The 15,085-nt window shown below is 39.9% G+C and carries 18 protein-coding genes; 12 read left to right on the top strand and 6 right to left on the bottom strand.

The features are described from left to right. Window positions 1–212 precede the first annotated feature (212 nt). Window positions 213–1,127, top strand: a complete 915-nt coding sequence (locus AOQ70_RS07815) for a class I SAM-dependent methyltransferase (RefSeq protein ID WP_059375543.1) — start codon at window positions 213–215, stop codon at window positions 1,125–1,127. A gap of 95 nt (window positions 1,128–1,222) precedes the next feature. Here the strand turns inward: AOQ70_RS07815 and AOQ70_RS07810 are convergent, their stop codons facing one another. The 3 genes from AOQ70_RS07810 to AOQ70_RS07800 all read right to left on the bottom strand — a co-directional run bounded on the left by AOQ70_RS07810 (window position 1,223) and on the right by AOQ70_RS07800 (window position 3,769). After that, window positions 1,223–2,710 (bottom strand): sodium:solute symporter family protein, encoded by a 1,488-nt coding sequence (locus AOQ70_RS07810; RefSeq protein WP_059375541.1) that lies wholly within the window; start codon window positions 2,708–2,710, stop codon window positions 1,223–1,225. Next, on the bottom strand, window positions 2,710–2,913 hold the full coding sequence (locus AOQ70_RS07805) for a DUF3311 domain-containing protein (protein WP_024422700.1): 204 nt from the start codon (window positions 2,911–2,913) through the stop codon (window positions 2,710–2,712). Before AOQ70_RS07805 ends, AOQ70_RS07810 begins: the two co-directional genes overlap by 1 nt. Window positions 2,914–3,151: 238 nt before the next feature. Next, window positions 3,152–3,769 carry a nitroreductase family protein gene (locus AOQ70_RS07800; RefSeq protein WP_058838910.1) on the bottom strand — a complete coding sequence of 206 codons (618 nt, stop codon included), beginning with the start codon at window positions 3,767–3,769 and terminating at the stop codon, window positions 3,152–3,154. A gap of 138 nt (window positions 3,770–3,907) precedes the next feature. Here AOQ70_RS07800 and AOQ70_RS07795 point away from each other — a divergent pair, with 138 nt between their 5' ends. After that, window positions 3,908–4,240 carry a winged helix-turn-helix transcriptional regulator gene (locus tag AOQ70_RS07795; protein ID WP_059375539.1) on the top strand — a complete coding sequence of 111 codons (333 nt, stop codon included), beginning with the start codon at window positions 3,908–3,910 and terminating at the stop codon, window positions 4,238–4,240. Window positions 4,241–4,315: 75 nt separating this feature from the next. After that, window positions 4,316–4,534 (top strand): hypothetical protein, encoded by a 219-nt coding sequence (locus AOQ70_RS07790; protein WP_024422697.1) that lies wholly within the window; start codon window positions 4,316–4,318, stop codon window positions 4,532–4,534. Between the two features lie 40 nt (window positions 4,535–4,574). On the opposite strand, the gene AOQ70_RS07785 is transcribed toward AOQ70_RS07790, so the two are convergent. Further along, window positions 4,575–5,048 (bottom strand): spore gernimation protein GerT, encoded by a 474-nt coding sequence (locus AOQ70_RS07785; protein WP_039179316.1) that lies wholly within the window; start codon window positions 5,046–5,048, stop codon window positions 4,575–4,577. Window positions 5,049–5,134: 86 nt separating this feature from the next. On the opposite strand from AOQ70_RS07785, the gene rarD reads away from it, so the two are divergent. The 4 genes from rarD (at window position 5,135) to bshB2 (ending at window position 7,437) form a co-directional block, all read left to right on the top strand. Continuing rightward, on the top strand, window positions 5,135–6,046 hold the full coding sequence (rarD, locus tag AOQ70_RS07780) for an EamA family transporter RarD (RefSeq protein ID WP_059375535.1): 912 nt from the start codon (window positions 5,135–5,137) through the stop codon (window positions 6,044–6,046). 78 nt (window positions 6,047–6,124) lie between these two features. Next, on the top strand, window positions 6,125–6,406 hold the full coding sequence (locus AOQ70_RS07775) for a hypothetical protein (protein WP_024428326.1): 282 nt from the start codon (window positions 6,125–6,127) through the stop codon (window positions 6,404–6,406). Beyond that, entirely contained in the window at window positions 6,403–6,753 is a 351-nt protein-coding gene (locus AOQ70_RS07770; RefSeq protein WP_008359999.1) for a YojF family protein, read from the top strand. Before AOQ70_RS07775 ends, AOQ70_RS07770 begins: the two co-directional genes overlap by 4 nt. Window positions 6,754–6,771: 18 nt before the next feature. Then, window positions 6,772–7,437 carry a bacillithiol biosynthesis deacetylase BshB2 gene (gene bshB2 / locus AOQ70_RS07765; protein WP_039179311.1) on the top strand — a complete coding sequence of 222 codons (666 nt, stop codon included), beginning with the start codon at window positions 6,772–6,774 and terminating at the stop codon, window positions 7,435–7,437. Between the two features lie 43 nt (window positions 7,438–7,480). Here bshB2 and AOQ70_RS07760 read toward each other — a convergent pair whose 3' ends face one another. Together AOQ70_RS07760 and AOQ70_RS20080 are read right to left on the bottom strand one after the other, a co-directional pair. After that, a complete protein-coding gene (locus AOQ70_RS07760) occupies window positions 7,481–8,842 on the bottom strand; it encodes an MATE family efflux transporter (protein WP_047203289.1) in 1,362 nt (453 codons plus the stop codon). A gap of 59 nt (window positions 8,843–8,901) precedes the next feature. After that, complete coding sequence (locus tag AOQ70_RS20080; RefSeq protein ID WP_008359993.1) at window positions 8,902–9,027, bottom strand: hypothetical protein; 126 nt, start codon at window positions 9,025–9,027, stop codon at window positions 8,902–8,904. Window positions 9,028–9,109: 82 nt separating this feature from the next. Here AOQ70_RS20080 and cdaS point away from each other — a divergent pair, with 82 nt between their 5' ends. The 5 genes from cdaS to AOQ70_RS07735 all read left to right on the top strand — a co-directional run bounded on the left by cdaS (window position 9,110) and on the right by AOQ70_RS07735 (window position 15,003). Continuing rightward, entirely contained in the window at window positions 9,110–9,736 is a 627-nt protein-coding gene (cdaS, locus tag AOQ70_RS07755; RefSeq protein WP_044332896.1) for a sporulation-specific diadenylate cyclase CdaS, read from the top strand. A 404-nt stretch (window positions 9,737–10,140) separates the two neighbouring features. Beyond that, on the top strand, window positions 10,141–11,451 hold the full coding sequence (locus AOQ70_RS07750; protein WP_059375533.1) for a peptidoglycan endopeptidase: 1,311 nt from the start codon (window positions 10,141–10,143) through the stop codon (window positions 11,449–11,451). A 78-nt stretch (window positions 11,452–11,529) separates the two neighbouring features. Beyond that, on the top strand, window positions 11,530–12,108 hold the full coding sequence (locus tag AOQ70_RS07745; RefSeq protein ID WP_039179302.1) for a superoxide dismutase family protein: 579 nt from the start codon (window positions 11,530–11,532) through the stop codon (window positions 12,106–12,108). 88 nt (window positions 12,109–12,196) lie between these two features. Continuing rightward, complete coding sequence (locus tag AOQ70_RS07740; RefSeq protein ID WP_024422689.1) at window positions 12,197–13,075, top strand: ATP-binding protein; 879 nt, start codon at window positions 12,197–12,199, stop codon at window positions 13,073–13,075. An 11-nt stretch (window positions 13,076–13,086) separates the two neighbouring features. After that, window positions 13,087–15,003 (top strand): vWA domain-containing protein, encoded by a 1,917-nt coding sequence (locus AOQ70_RS07735; protein WP_059375531.1) that lies wholly within the window; start codon window positions 13,087–13,089, stop codon window positions 15,001–15,003. Window positions 15,004–15,085 lie beyond the last annotated feature (82 nt).

Here is a 15,085-nt window from a genome sequence, read left to right as displayed (position 1 = left end):
TTAAAATTCATGGCAATGAAAGTAAGCATACTTTCTTTTTGATCCATGTAACGCTGTTAGGTGTTACTATTTGTATGGAAAAGACTGTTTTAAACTTGACAAAAAAATGTGATTATGCTATAATTCACTTTCTTATTTTTAGAATATATAATAGGATTCTCCTGGCCAGGAGAATCCTATTTTTTTGTTCTAAAATAAAGGAGTGTGTTTGTATGAAGAAAGATGAGCCCAGTGTCACTTCGTTAATATCGGCTTTTGCTAGATCCTATCATAGTCAATTTGATACTCCTAAAATCTTTAATGATTATATAGCTAAAGAATTAATTTCTGAAAAAGAATTCAATGACATCAAAGAAAATATGGTTCAAGGCATACATTTCTTCAACAAAGATATCGCACAAAAATTCGAGGGAAATACAGAAGAAATATTAAAATGGATTACACAAGTCCAGCTGTCTCCAATAACCTTATCACGTGCTGCGTATTGCGAAAAAGTAATGCTTCATGAGGTAGCGTTAGGATTAAGACAATATGTCATACTTGGCGCTGGATTAGATACTTTTAGCTTCCGACATTCAGAATTGGAAAACAGCTTAGAAATATTTGAAATTGATCATCCTACTACACAGGAATTTAAAAAGCAAAGATTGGACGAGGCTAACTTAAAAATCCCAAGTAATCTTCATTTTGTTTCTATGGACTTCACCAAAAATTTGTCCTATCAAAACCTAATAGGTCAAGGATTTGATAACAAAAAGACGTTCTTTAGTCTTCTAGGGGTTTCTTACTATTTAACGAAAGAGGAAGTTTCAAGCTTAATAAATTATTTATTCACCAAGGTTCCATCAGGAAGTTCAATCGTTTTTGATTATGCAGATGAAAAACTATTCGAAGAAAAAGGAACCTCTAATAGAGTTGAAAATATGGTGAAAATGGCTTCAATAGGCGGAGAACCGATGAAATCATGTTTTTCGTACTTTGAAATCGAAAAGGTGTTAGAGAAATCAGATTTACTCATTTATGAACATTTATCACCTGAAAAAATTAATAAACTGTATTTTAACAATAGAGAAGATTACCTATCAGCTTTTGAGACCATTCATTACATTCATGCCGTAAAAAAATAAAACTCCAGCATGTACATTGGAATTGTGTTATACAAAAAATCTTGTAGACTTTGTCTACAAGATGAAAGCAGTCCTCATCAGGGGACTGCTTTTTCTTATCTTGTGATCGCTTCTGTTTTTTCATTATCCTTTTCAAATAGTTCATTCATGACAGAATTGGACGTGACCTTCTTTTGGAAGAATGGATTTAAAATCAAGATGACTACGACGTTTGCTAGTAAACCAAGAAAACCTTCATAAAGGCCGAACGTGACTTGTGAGATATTCGCTGTAAAGGTGACGATGATTCCAATGACTAACCCAGCAATCGTTGCTTCTCTCGATTGTTTTTTCCAGAACAAGCTGATGGCAATGGCTGGGAAGATTTGGACCATTCCTGAAACACCAATGAGCTGAAGTGTGACAAGTGCAGTTGGGAACAGCATCCCGAATAAAAGAGCGAGCCCGATGACGATAAACACCATCGAACGTGTAATGATGGTCAATCTTTTAGGTGACACATTCGGATGAATTAAGTCACGGTATAAATTATTGGCAAATAAATTCGATGCGCCAATAGCCATGATGGAGCATGGAATGAGGGAAGCCAGTGCAATCGTTGAATAAGCGAGCCCCTGCATCACGCCGCCATATGATGTTTGAATTAAATGAAGAAGAGCAAATCTTGGATTTGTATCTTCTGGTAAGACTAAAAAGGCAATAAATCCAAGGAAGATGACCAAAATCAATACAATATTATAAAGAGGCAAAAACATGCTGTTTTTACGGATGGCATCTGCGCTTTTGGCTGTAAAAACCCCAGTTGCCGCGTGTGCCCACATAAACAAAGCAAGGGCAGAAACGCCTGAAGCAGTAATGAACCATAAAATGCCTTTAGGACCGCCTTCAGGGATCGTGAGAAGCTGAGGCGCTTCTTTGGCTAACGTGTTCATCATCGGTGTCCAGCCGTTAAAATGAATAATTGGCAGTGAAACCACCATGAACAGCATGATCACCCAAACGAGAATATCCTTAATAATGGCTGTATATGTAGGACCTTTAATACCACTGAAAAATGTATAAAGTGCGACTAAAATAAATGAAATGATAACAACTGCATTGACATTAATATAATTCGTTCCAGCGACAGTTAACGTATCTTGAATCCCGCTCAACTGAAGACAAATATAAGGAATCAGCATAAGTACCCCAACAATCGCAATCAAACTAGATAACAGCTTGCTGTCAAACCGCTCACGTGCATAATCGGCAAGTGTTGTAAGGTTGTGACTTTTCGCTACCGTCCATAGTTTCGGTAAAAAGAAATAAGCAATAAAATAAGCTAGGACTGAATACGGAATAGCGAAAAAAGCGACGCTTCCAGCTGTATAAGCTGTACTTGTAAGCCCTAAAAAGGTATAAGCTGTATATAAGTCTGCGCCAACGAGGAACCAGACAAGCAGTCCGCCAAATTTTCTCCCGCCGACAGACCATTCTTCTACTGACTGTCTTGATGATTTGTCACGACCAGCGGCAAAACCGATGACCACGACGATGAAAATAATACTTGCAGTAATCAATAAAGCTGTTAAATTTCCTTGCATTAGTCAGTTCCTCCATTTGAATGCTGCATTTTATAAATGATAAATGTGCAAATTGGTGTGAGTACAATCCATAGTAAGAGCCAGAAGTGGAAAAAGGGCAGGCCGATGACAAATGGATGAATGCGATTCGCAAATGGCAGTAATGCGAGCTGTCCAATGAATGGAATCGCGATAAGTAGTGCCAGCATCAATTTTTTGTTCATGATTTCCTCCTGAATATTTTGTAATTTCATAATAATAGCAGTTGTCAGATTAGATCACAAGACCATTTTCAGAAAAAACAATCATTTTGGTGAATATCATACTAATATAACGCTTTCATTCTTAAAAAGGAGAAAGAGTGAAGATGTAAAGAGGGAGAAGGTGAAAGAAAGTATGTATAAATAATATTTAAAAAAAATAAAAAAAGCCCCAGCATAAAAGCTGAGACCTTGCCAATTTTTAAAGGAAATCAGATACTTCTTCGATGTCGAAACGATTGCTTTTATGAGCTTCTTTTGCTGCTTTACCAACAGAAATCAGCATCACTGGGTCGTAGCGGCCGCTTACATTGAATTCCTTGATGTATGCTTCTTTACTGAAGCCACCCATTGCACACGTATCATAGCCCATTGCTTTTGCCGCAATCATTAATTGCATAGCAGCTAATGAAGCATTTGAATACGCTGCTTCTCGTGCATATTGCTCACTTTGATATGCGCCATTGATTTGAGTCATCAATGTTTCTTTAATGTCTTCAGTAATAAAGCCTTGTTCAGCCAGCTCACTGTAGATTTTTTCGCCATTTTGGTTAGCTTCAAGGTCACCTAGAACTGCAATAACAGCTGATGCTTGTGATATTTGCTTTTGGTTGTACGCGATTGGAAGTAACTTCGCTTTTGCTTCAGCACTATGGAAAACAGTGAAGTGCCAATGTTGAAGGTTCCAAGCAGATGGTGCTTTTGTTGTGATTTCAAGAAGCTCTGTTAACTCTTCTTTTGTCATTTCATGAGTAGTATCATACTCTTTTACTGAAGCTCTTTGTTTTAAGATGTCAATCGTTTTTTGATCGGTCGCCATATGGATATTTCCTCCCGTTTTTGCAAATAGTATGGTACAATAACTAAAAAGTGAGAAACTTACTTATTGTAACTAGAGATATTTTAAATTGTACACCGTTAGTTTGTCAAACAATCATGAAAAGAAAGGCTGAAATTTATGGAATTCCAATTATGTCCACACATTCAGCAAGCTTTTTTGCTCCTAGGCAAAAGGTGGAATGGGCTTATTATACATGTATTGCTTGATGGTCCAAAGCGTTTTAAAGACCTCACAGACACGATTCCATCTATCAGTCAAAAAATGCTTGCAGAGCGTTTAAAAGAGCTCGAGCAAGAAGGAATTATAGAGCGGACTGTCCTGCCTGAGACGCCTGTCAAAGTCATTTACAGCTTAACTGAAAAAGGGAATGCGTTACATGATGTGTTTCATGAGGTATCTCGGTGGGCAGGGGAGTATACAGACACTCATGGCAAAAAGGAGCAAGCCTAGTTTCAGGTTTGCCCAAACATTTTGCCTCCTGATGAATATGCTGATGTTAGGCACATGACAAAGGAGGAGAAATGCATGTACCCTCATACTCCGTATTTTCGAGGCGGCGCCCCTGGCATTCCGCCATATGAATCCAGAGTCCCTTTGTTTTTTGGTTTTGGCGCTCCTTTGGTCGGCGGACTGCTTGGCGGATTTCTAGGAAGTGCGATTTTTAATTATCCCCGTCCATATTACCCCCCGCCACCACCGCCTGCTCCACCACCTTATGGCGGCGGATATCCACCATATTATTAAGAAAAAAGAGTAAGCCTGCTTCCATTCCAAAGCAGGCTTTTTATAATGGAATATCAATTTCAGAAATTCCTGGATCATCATGCTTTAAAAACATAATTTCCAATATACCGTCTTGATACGACGCCTTCGTTCCTTTTCGCTTCACAGCAGCAGGGAGGACGACTTTCTTCTGCGCCCCTTCTTCAGGAAAATGATCAATAAACAGCAGATTGGCTGTATGTTTGATTTTGACTTTTTCTGTGTTCGGACGAGCAAGTTCAATTTTGACAAACACATGATCAGTCGTCTCGAACACTTCGACTTCTGGCTCTTTTTCTTTTTGGACGTCAGTTTCTCTCGTTTTTTGATTTTGAGAAAGGGGGTCCTGAAATGGGAACTGAGCAGGATAATTGGAGCCGAATACACTTTCCATGACTTGATTGACATACTGCTCAACATCTTTAGGATCTGAATTCTTTAAGGCTTCTTTTGAGAACTGCTTTTGAAAAGGGAATAATCGGTTCCAGTCGAACATGCGAATCATCCTTTCTAAATGCCCTGAATTAGTATATGCCCATTCGTCAGCGTGCGTGCTATAATATACGTTAGATTTAGAAAGGGATGGTTACATTGAACGAACAGCATTCAAAAGGTGTTCTCTACACGGCAGCATCTTTTACACTCTGGGGTTTATTCCCGTTATATTGGAAGCTGATGGAGCATATTTCGTCAGGCGAAATTTTAGCGCACAGAATTGTATGGTCATTTGTGTTTATGTGCGGTATTCTTTTGTATTTAAAACAAGTCCGCCCAGCGATGCAGACAGTAAAGGGTCTCATACTGGATGGTAAAGCATTTTTTTCATTACTTTTATCTGCTATTTTAATTTCGGTCAACTGGTATGTATATATTTGGGCAGTCAATCATGGTCTTATGCTAGAAGCAAGTTTAGGGTACTATATTAATCCGCTTGTATCCGTTCTATTAGGTATTATTTTCTTAAAAGAACGACTAAATAAATGGCAAACCATTGCCATCCTCATTGCCGCATTTGGGGTTATCCTTTCAACAGTTCAATACGGGTCATTTCCTGTCGTTGCTTTCTTATTAGCCTTTAGCTTCGGTTTTTATGGTCTGATTAAAAAAAGGATGAGCTTCACGAGCGCGATTGGTTTGACGATTGAAACGCTGCTTCTCGCACCGGCTGCACTAGTGTACTTATTATTTTTCTTAAAAGAACCTGTTGTGACTATGAATCCTAACAGCTTCGGGTCGCTCGGACTTTTATTTTTTGCAGGTGTTTTTACAGCCGTGCCGCTTCTTTTATTCTCAGAAGGCGCAAAAAGAATTCCTCTTTATCAAGTGGGCATTTTGCAATACATTGCACCGACAATTACGCTGTTTTTAGGGCTGTTTGTCTATCACGAACACTTATCCGCAGCTAAAATTGTGACGTTTCTTTGTATTTGGGTGGCGATTTTACTGTTTACCACCTCTCAATTACGCATGAAAAAAACAGCGAATTCTCATTAAGCCAAACGAGCAGTTTGCTTTTTTTTGCAGGCGGATCATGTCATAATAAGTTGTTACCAAAACTGTAGAGGTGATCATATGTCGTCAGCTCATGAGCTTGCAGCCGCCTATCAATCTTTATGGAAAAATCGTCAGCTTGATGTTGATGATATGTCTTCTTTACACGAGGCCATATGTGATGATTTACTTGATGCACGAACTCATCCGAGGGCGAGGAAATCATTACACCAAAAGTATGTGCTTGCTGTTGAGAGAATTTTAGAAAGTGAGCTTAAGCATGATCATCAGCTGCAGCTGATCAGCTTACATACAAAAAAGCTGCGAGAATTAATTCAAAATGAAGGAAGGAACCACTCATGAAACCAATTCAAACGGAAGATGTCACAGCACATCTTGAATCGTTTTTAAATCGTCCAGTCTTCGTTCATCTTGAAACGACAACTGGTTCTTATTCAGCTCATGTAAACGAACAAAATATGACGGTTGTGGCGTATATCCGCAACGCGAAAGTCGTCTATTCACAGGCGAAAATAAAAGGACAAGGTCCATACCGTGTTGGAATGAAAACAGAAGACGGCTGGATTTACGCAGAAGGATTAACCGATTATGTGTTTGATGACCAAGGCCGCCTGCTTTTAGCTGGGCACTTGCCAGACGGGAAACTAGCGATCTCATTACAAATTAGTGAAACACCATTTCAGGTGTAGAAGAAAGGGTGACGAGTCATGAACGAACATGTACTAGTGATGCTGCCTCACCCCGATGATGAATCCTTTGGGGTTGCAGGTCTCATTGCACAAAGCAGAAAACGCGGAATTCCCGTCACATATGCATGCGGGACACTTGGGGAAATGGGCAGAAATATGGGAAGCCCAACATATGCTAACCGTGAAACACTTCCGGAATTAAGAAAACAGGAATTAATCAATGCCTGCAAAGAAATGGATATCACAGACTTACGTATGCTTGGCTTGCGTGATAAAACATTGGAATTTGAAGACGACGAGTATTTGGCAGATGTGATGGAATCCATCATTGATGAAGTCAAACCGACACTCATTGTGACGTTTTATCCAGGACACGGTGTACACCCTGATCATGATGCGACAGGCGAAGCTGTCATTCGCGCGCTATACCGCAAGAAAAAAGAAGACCGCCCTGTCACATACTGCATGGCCATTACGAAAAATAGAGAAGAAGTGCTTGGAAATGCGGATATTGTCATTGATATTACAGATGTTGCAGATATCAAATTAAATGCACTGAGAGCGCATAGAACGCAAACAGAAGGCATGCTGAGAGAACTGGAACAAAAACTGAAAAACAAAGAACCAGTCGTCCAAAAATGGTTTGATGAAGAAATTTTCTGGACGTACCAATGGAATGATTAAACGCAAAAGCAGCTGACATAGATCAGCTGCTTTTTTGTTGTATTTAGTGGTTCGATACATATCGAAGTTGACGTTTTTGAATCAATCTGAGACGGATAAAGAGGACGATGGCACCTGCGGCAAGCCCGGCAATCAGCCCAATCCAATAACCAAACGCACCAAAGGAGGTATATGTGCCAATGAGGTAACCGGCAGGAAGACCGATGACCCAGTAAGAAACAAAAGCAGCAATCAGCGTATAATTCACGTCTTTATAGCCGCGCAGAGCCCCTTGAATGGGTGCAGCAATCGCATCTGACAGCTGGAAGAAGATCGCGTAAATCAAAAAGTGCTGTGTCATTTGTAAAACAGCTGATTCAGCTGTATATAAACCAGCGATCTCTGGTCTGAATAACAAAATAAGTGCGGCCGTACATAATGAGAATAATACCGCCGTACCAATGCCGATATAGCTGTAGCTTTGCGCGTCTTTATATCTCTTAGCCCCCGCTTCAAACCCAACAACGATCGTTAACGCCATTGAGATACTAAGCGGTAAAATATAAAGAATAGAAGCAAAGTTCATCGCTGCTTGGTGACTGGCGATTGTAATGGTATCAAAGTGACCCATTAAAAGCGTCACTGCTGCAAAGATACTCGTTTCAAAAAAGATCGCAAACCCGATAGGAAGGCCAATTTTCAGTATTTGCCCTACACGGGAGATATTCATTCGAGGCAGTTTTTGAAACAAACGAAATGAGGCGAATGGCTCTGCTTTAACGACAATACAAATACTCATGATGAAAATCGCCCAATACGTCATTGCAGATGCAAGGCCGGCACCCGCACCGCCAAGCTTTGGAAAGCCAAAATTCCCAAAAATCAATACGTAATTTAAAACAAAGTTAATAGGTAGTGCTGTAAGCGTGATGAACATCGTCACACGTGTTTTCCCTAATGCATCAATAAATGACCTTAGCACCGAATAACCAAACAGCGGGATGATGCCAAACGCAAGAAAGCTGAGAAAATGCCGGGCAATATCCTCTACAGACTGCTCGAGTCCAAGTCCTCCGAGTATGTAAGGAACGCTGATCGTACCAATGACAATCACAGCGATACTTAAAAGAAAGGATAAATAAATCGCCTGAAAGACAGCCCGGGGAACATCTTCTTTATGCCCAGCCCCCATCAGCTGAGCCACAATTGGAGTAACGGCCATCAAAATACCGGCAAGTCCTGTATAAACAGGTGTCCAAATACTAGAACCGATCGCAACACCCGCAAGGTCTTCTGCACTTACTTTTCCAGACATCACCGTATCTAAAAAGGTAATAAGTGAAAGACCTGCTTGGGTGATTAAAATCGGAATCAAAATGGTTAAAAATAGTGTCAGCTTTGCTCGAATGCTATTCGTTTCTCTCATCATAAGTTCCTCTCTGAACAGAAATAACGAGAGGAATTATATCATGCTATGTAAAAAAATCAATTCTCCGTCGGATTATTTTTCTTAGATGGCTTCGTTTTTTTAAACATTTGGGCATAAATAAAAGAAAGACTGACAACACCTAAAATGCTGCAAGCATATTGGATGATTTTCTGAATGGTCATATTAAGCTCACCTCCATACAAATAGAATGTGCACAATTTGCTATTTTATAACAACAAGCGAAAGAAGGAGGGAAAAGGTCAGATGATCCACCGGACGAACGAAGAAGTCATATTTAAAGCAGGAATGAGAACACACTTGATGAACATTATGAAGGATGCAAGTGACATCATTGATTCTCTTGATGAAACAGAGCAGTGCTTACTTTGTGATCTCGAATCATTGCATGATCAGTTTAATGAAATGCATGCTGAGGCTTCGTCGTTTTATTTACAAGCGTATATGGAAGAATTCACACCAGGATTTGCTCAATTTTCTTTAGCTATCGAGAATTTATCAAAACAAAAGCATGGCGCACTCATTGTGATCCAAAGGAGGGATGAGGTTGAGGATTTTATTCAAAAAGGGACAAATCTTCATGCGAAAATTAGTGCTTCCTTAATAGAAAGCATTTTTTACCCGGGAAATCCACTTCATGATGGGGCTCTTTTAGTCAAAGAAAATACACTTGTTTCTGCTGCAAACGTGCTGCCGCTTACATCAAAAAAAGTGAGCCCGTCGCTCGGCACAAGGCATAGAGCAGCGATCGGACTCTCTGGTATGACCGATGCACTTGTTCTTGTCGTATCAGAAGAAACGGGAAAAATGTCGTTTGCGAAAGAAGGCGTGCTTTATCCGCTTACCGTAAAAGATCCGGAAATAAGAAAATAAAAACGAACGCTGCATTCTTCATTCGGAAGGATGCTTTTTTATTTGTGGAGAAAAAATAGCCAATTAAGCAAAAAGTCATTTGATACAGAAAAATTTGTCATGTAGAATAGAACTATGAAACTAGCAGCGTGCTTGTTTTGACAAATTTCTAAACGTCAACTTAAAAATTCCTTAAAAAATGTTTATAAATAAAACAAACAGCCGATAGAAACGATATGGCTTTGTTTTTTAGCATTTTGAGTTGGCTGCTTTAGCCTATTTGTTATTGCCCAACGTCTTCATGTCGAGTAATATAATAGAAATAAAGATAAAATAGTGCAAGAGAAGCAGAACCATTAAATGCTAAACTCGAAACTAGTACATAAGTCTTAATGAACCAAATTACGAAAGGCGGAGATTTCTTTATGAAGAAAAAAGTAGTAACCGGCCTCACAGTTTCAGCGATCGCTGGCTCAGCTGTGTTTGCTGCACCGGCAGAAGCACAGACGATCAAGGTGAAAAGCGGTGACTCACTTTGGAAGATTGCCGAACAGTACAATACAAGTATTTCGGAGCTTCAATCTCTTAATCAATTAAAAACGACAATGATTTTTGCAGGACAAAGCTTGAAAATTCCTGGTGCAAAAAGCAAAAAATCGAGCTCATCAACAAGTTCAAAATCAACGAAATCAAGTGCTTCAACGACTTCCAGCTATACTGTAAAGCTTGGAGATTCTTTATGGCTGATTGCAAAAAATCATAAAATGTCAGTTGCAAGCTTAAAAAGCCTAAACAGCTTAAACAGTGACCTGATTCGACCTGGTCAAAAGCTAAAGGTATCTGGAAGCACGAAGACGAGCGGTAGCCAGTCATCAAATTCAAACTCATCTTCAAGCAATAAGACAACTAATTCAAATAGTTCTTCATCATCAAGTACATACAAGGTCAAATTAGGCGATTCTCTCTGGAAAATTGCGAATGCGTTAAATATGACGATTGCTGAAATCAAAACCTTGAACGGATTAAAATCTGATGTGATTTATACGAATCAAGTGTTAAAAGTAAAAGGGACGGCTGCATCTAAACCAAGTCAGTCAAAACCTACTAAACCAAGCAATTCAAACAGTAACCAGTCTTCTAGCGGGAAAACAACATCTTATACTGTAAAATCAGGCGATTCGTTATGGAAAATTGCGAATCAATTCAAAGTACAGGTTCAATCCATCCGCACAGCCAACAGCTTGAAAAGTGATGTGCTTAGAATTGGACAAGTATTAAAAATTAATGGTGCAGCTTCCGGCTCAACTGGATCGAACGGTTCTACGTCTAACGGTTCAACAACTCCGGTCAACAATAACAAAAACGATGTACCAATGAACGCAAAGATCACGACAATGATCCAAGAGGGGAAAAAGCTGACAGGCGTTCCTTACAGATGGGGTGGTAATACTCCAGCAGGATTTGACTGCAGCGGCTTTGTTTACTATCTCATTAACAAAGTTTCATCTGTATCCAGACTAAGCACAGCAGGCTACTGGAATATGATGACTTCTGTTAGCACACCACAAGTTGGAGATTTTGTTTATTTTACAACGTATAAAGCGGGCCCTTCTCATATGGGACTATACCTTGGCGGGGGAGATTTCCTTCATGCAAGTGACAATGGAGTAGGGATCTCGAACCTAAGCAACCCATATTGGAAAAAAGCCTACTTAGGTGCAAAACGTTTCTTCTAAAAAAAGCCGATTTTCGGCTTTTTTTGTTTGCCCGCTGCTGTGATTGTCCATACTGATAACAAAAGGGGGCAGTCATAAATGAAAAAGTCAGTGTGGATGATCATGATATGTTTGGTCTTTACTGCGTCAGCATGTCATGCACCGCCGAAAAAAGAAATGACAGAAGAAACAAGCGAAGTTGCCGCACCTAAACAATCACCAGTCACGACGTCACTCATAAACGAAAGCGGGCAAAAAATAGGAAGCATTGAAATCAGAGAATCCTCAGAAAATGGGCTTGATTTGCATGTGAAGGCGAAAGGGCTGCCGCCAGGTCCTCACGGTTTTCATATTCATGAAACAGGAATATGTGAAACGCCAGATTTTGAAACGGCAGGAGCTCACTTTAATCCAACCCATAGAGAACATGGTTTTGACAATCCAAAAGGGCACCATGCTGGAGATATGCCTAATTTAGAGGTAGGGGCAGATGGACAAATCGATGTTGTCGTGAACGTACCAGATGTGACGTTAAAGGGAGGCCCAAATCAATTAATCGATCAAAATGGGCGAAGCTTTATCATTCATGCAGAAGCAGATGATTATTTAAGTAACCCTTCTGGAAACTCAGGGAAACGCATCGCTTGCGGATCAATGACAAAAGAAATGGTAAAATAACAGAAGTCTAACCTTTATGTATTGAGTGCATAAAGGTTTTTTAGTATACTTGGTGAGGAAAATGATCGAAGAGAGGAATTAATCATACATGTTTAACGAACAATCACTCCCAGAAGAAATTCAAGCAATGATTGAAGCAAAAGCAAAAGGGCTGGAAGAAGAATTTCGTCCACTTATTGGAACAGGCGGCTATGAATCACAGGATACTTCTATCATTCAAGATGCCATGATTGCATTAGCACTAGGAAAAAACGTTCTTTTAAAGGGGCCGACCGGCTCAGGTAAAACAAAACTAGCAGAAACATTATCCGCTTTCTTTCAGCAGCCGATGCATAGTGTGAACTGCTCGGTTGATCTTGATGCAGAAAGCTTGATTGGCTATAAAACCATTCATAATGATGGTCAGGTGGCTTCGATTGAATTCATTGAAGGACCTGTGACAAAAGCAATGAAAAAAGGCCACCTTTTATATATTGATGAAATCAACATGGCGAAGCCAGAAACACTTCCTATTTTAAATGGTGTACTCGACTACAGAAAAATGATGACAAACCCATTTACAGGTGAGGTTGTTCGAGCAGAAGAAGGCTTTGGCGTCATTGCGGCAATCAATGAAGGGTATGTAGGCACAGTGCCTCTAAATGAAGCGTTAAAAAACCGATTTGTTGTCATTGACGTTCCATATATCGGCGGCGGTATCCTGAAAGATGTGCTGCAATCTCAATCTGTTTTAAAGGATGAGCGGTTAATTGATCAATTCGTTCAGCTCTCATCAGACCTTATTACACAAGCTCATAACGGACAGGTGAGTGAAGAAGCAGCATCCATCCGCGCGCTCCTAGATACTTGTGATCTTGCGCAATACATCCCGCCGCTTCGTGCCGTTGAACGAGGGATTGTTGAAAAACTGGAAGATGACCGGGAAAAAGCAGCGGTAAGAAATATCGCCCAAACATTATTCGAGTGAGGTTCTGACTTTTGAAATTTATCAAATTTAATGACAGCAGAATCGATTCATTTCTATTTATGGAATTAACGGATTTAGCTAAAACGTTAGCAAAAAGTGATGATGTCGAGCTTGAATACGGTGTGCAGTCCTACTATGAACCGTTCGAAAAGAAAATTTTCATCAGTCATTTTTGGGATGATCGTAAACAAGAAGATATGCTAGCAGGGCTGAAAAGTGATGTGTTCCTTCGTGCAGTAGGGACGGTTTATAGTGATCTTACTGTATTTCAGGAGATCGTTCGCTATGCGCATACATTATCCATTCCTGATATATGTAAACAATTGTTTATGCTGTTTGAAGATATCCGGATTGAAGAGCGGATTAAACATGGCCGCCCAGGAACAAAAAAGGTATTTAAACGAAGAAGAGAGCTGTACCGGCGTCACTTTAAGACACAATTAACGATTAACCAAGAACGAAGCATATTAACGGATGCACTCTTTTGTGCGATTTATGTGAAGCTGACAGCTGATTCTCCGCTCGAAGAGATTCCGCCTCTTCATGAGCAGATCAATCCGATGATTCCGTTTATTGAGTCAAGTCTTGAACGTGTGTATGATGCGGGTTCAACAGCAGACATTGCAGCTATTGTCAAAGAATTGATGGAAGGCTTTGATGAACTGCTTGAAAAGGACATGCTGAATACGTACTTTTTCTTCCCTGAATTGGACTATGAACAAGCGGCAAAAGAACCACTGTTCCATGACTTAAAAAGAAAACCTAAATTAAGTGAGGACATCAAAGTCGACCGGGAAAAAGAAGGCGATGAAGACATTCACCAAGAGTACATGGAAGTATGGCATCGAGAAACCGAAGCGCCATCAAAAAGCTTCCTTCAATTTGATTTAGAGCATGGCGGTAAAAGTGATCTTGGTAAGGATGCAGCAAGAGAAGGCGATGACGGAGATCAGGCACTCGGAACTGTCCAAGGCTCTGCAAAGCAAACACACCGAAAAGATTATTCAAAGCTTGAGGCGCTGGAAGAGGCTGAAGGTGAAGAAAGCGGAGCAGACGGTCATGAAAATGGAAAAGAGAACAAATATGCGTTTCCAGTCATGATTTCACCAGATCCGCCTATGCCAGAACAAATCAATGTATACAAGCAGCATGCGAAGGAAATTGAGCCTTACCAAAAACGCTTAAAACAAATGATCCAAAAAACTCTTGAACATAAAAAATCTTGGCCTAAAACGGACCTTCATGCAGGACGTCTCAGCAAAAAGCTGATTCGCTACTTTACAGAGTCTAATCCGCGTCTTTTCTATAAAAAACAAGCACCGTCTTCTCAGATTGATGCTGTTTTCACCTTATTAGTAGACTGTTCAGCGAGCATGTTTGACAAGATGGACGAGACGAAAAAAGGCATTGTTCTATTTCATGAAGCGTTAAAATCCGTACAAGTCCCACATCAAATTGTTGGGTTTTGGGAAGATACAAACGACGCAACAGAAACAAGTCAGCCAAACTACTTCAACACAGTCGTGTCGTTCAAAGATTCTTTATTTGATGCAGGGCCTTCTATTATGTCTCTTGAGCCAGAAGAGGATAACCGGGATGGTTATGCGATCCGCCAAATGACAAAGATGATTTTAAAGCGAAGAGAAGAGCAAAAGTTTCTGATTGTCTTTTCAGACGGAGAGCCAGCTGCGTTCAGCTACGAACAAAATGGGATTGTCGATACGCATGAAGCAGTTCTTGAAGCGAGGAAAAAGGGCATTGAAGTGATCAATGTGTTTTTATCCAATTCGCCGATAGAAGAAGCACAGATGAAAACCATTCAAGATATGTATGGCAAGTTCAGCATTTTTGTACCAGATGTCGATACATTGCCAGATGTTTTATATCCACTACTGAAGAAACTGCTGCATAAAAGCATTGGGGCATAAGGTTTTGCCCCTTTCTTTAAATTATTTTTCGGAATGATTTAAATTTTTTGTTTTTCTGTGAATTTTTTATCTTTAATTGAAC

Origin of the sequence: Bacillus sp. AM 13(2015) (assembly GCF_001518755.1) — a bacterium.
Classification (GTDB): domain Bacteria; phylum Bacillota; class Bacilli; order Bacillales; family Bacillaceae; genus Bacillus; species Bacillus safensis.
The sequence above is the reverse complement of the archived record's forward strand: the minus strand, read 5'-3'. Positions and strand labels throughout refer to the sequence as shown.

What these genes read in the sequence shown, in the direction of transcription:
- AOQ70_RS07815 (WP_059375543.1), top strand. Translation starts at nt 213, where the DNA reads ATGAAGAAAGATGAGCCCAGTGTCACTTCGTTAATATCGGCTTTTGCT.
- AOQ70_RS07810 (WP_059375541.1), bottom strand. Translation starts at nt 2,710, where the DNA reads ATGCAAGGAAATTTAACAGCTTTATTGATTACTGCAAGTATTATTTTC.
- AOQ70_RS07805 (WP_024422700.1), bottom strand. Translation starts at nt 2,913, where the DNA reads ATGAACAAAAAATTGATGCTGGCACTACTTATCGCGATTCCATTCATT.
- AOQ70_RS07800 (WP_058838910.1), bottom strand. Translation starts at nt 3,769, where the DNA reads ATGGCGACCGATCAAAAAACGATTGACATCTTAAAACAAAGAGCTTCA.
- AOQ70_RS07795 (WP_059375539.1), top strand. Translation starts at nt 3,908, where the DNA reads ATGGAATTCCAATTATGTCCACACATTCAGCAAGCTTTTTTGCTCCTA.
- AOQ70_RS07790 (WP_024422697.1), top strand. Translation starts at nt 4,316, where the DNA reads ATGTACCCTCATACTCCGTATTTTCGAGGCGGCGCCCCTGGCATTCCG.
- AOQ70_RS07785 (WP_039179316.1), bottom strand. Translation starts at nt 5,048, where the DNA reads ATGTTCGACTGGAACCGATTATTCCCTTTTCAAAAGCAGTTCTCAAAA.
- rarD (WP_059375535.1), top strand. Translation starts at nt 5,135, where the DNA reads ATGGTTACATTGAACGAACAGCATTCAAAAGGTGTTCTCTACACGGCA.
- AOQ70_RS07775 (WP_024428326.1), top strand. Translation starts at nt 6,125, where the DNA reads ATGTCGTCAGCTCATGAGCTTGCAGCCGCCTATCAATCTTTATGGAAA.
- AOQ70_RS07770 (WP_008359999.1), top strand. Translation starts at nt 6,403, where the DNA reads ATGAAACCAATTCAAACGGAAGATGTCACAGCACATCTTGAATCGTTT.
- bshB2 (WP_039179311.1), top strand. Translation starts at nt 6,772, where the DNA reads ATGAACGAACATGTACTAGTGATGCTGCCTCACCCCGATGATGAATCC.
- AOQ70_RS07760 (WP_047203289.1), bottom strand. Translation starts at nt 8,842, where the DNA reads ATGAGAGAAACGAATAGCATTCGAGCAAAGCTGACACTATTTTTAACC.
- AOQ70_RS20080 (WP_008359993.1), bottom strand. Translation starts at nt 9,027, where the DNA reads ATGACCATTCAGAAAATCATCCAATATGCTTGCAGCATTTTAGGTGTT.
- cdaS (WP_044332896.1), top strand. Translation starts at nt 9,110, where the DNA reads ATGATCCACCGGACGAACGAAGAAGTCATATTTAAAGCAGGAATGAGA.
- AOQ70_RS07750 (WP_059375533.1), top strand. Translation starts at nt 10,141, where the DNA reads ATGAAGAAAAAAGTAGTAACCGGCCTCACAGTTTCAGCGATCGCTGGC.
- AOQ70_RS07745 (WP_039179302.1), top strand. Translation starts at nt 11,530, where the DNA reads ATGAAAAAGTCAGTGTGGATGATCATGATATGTTTGGTCTTTACTGCG.
- AOQ70_RS07740 (WP_024422689.1), top strand. Translation starts at nt 12,197, where the DNA reads ATGTTTAACGAACAATCACTCCCAGAAGAAATTCAAGCAATGATTGAA.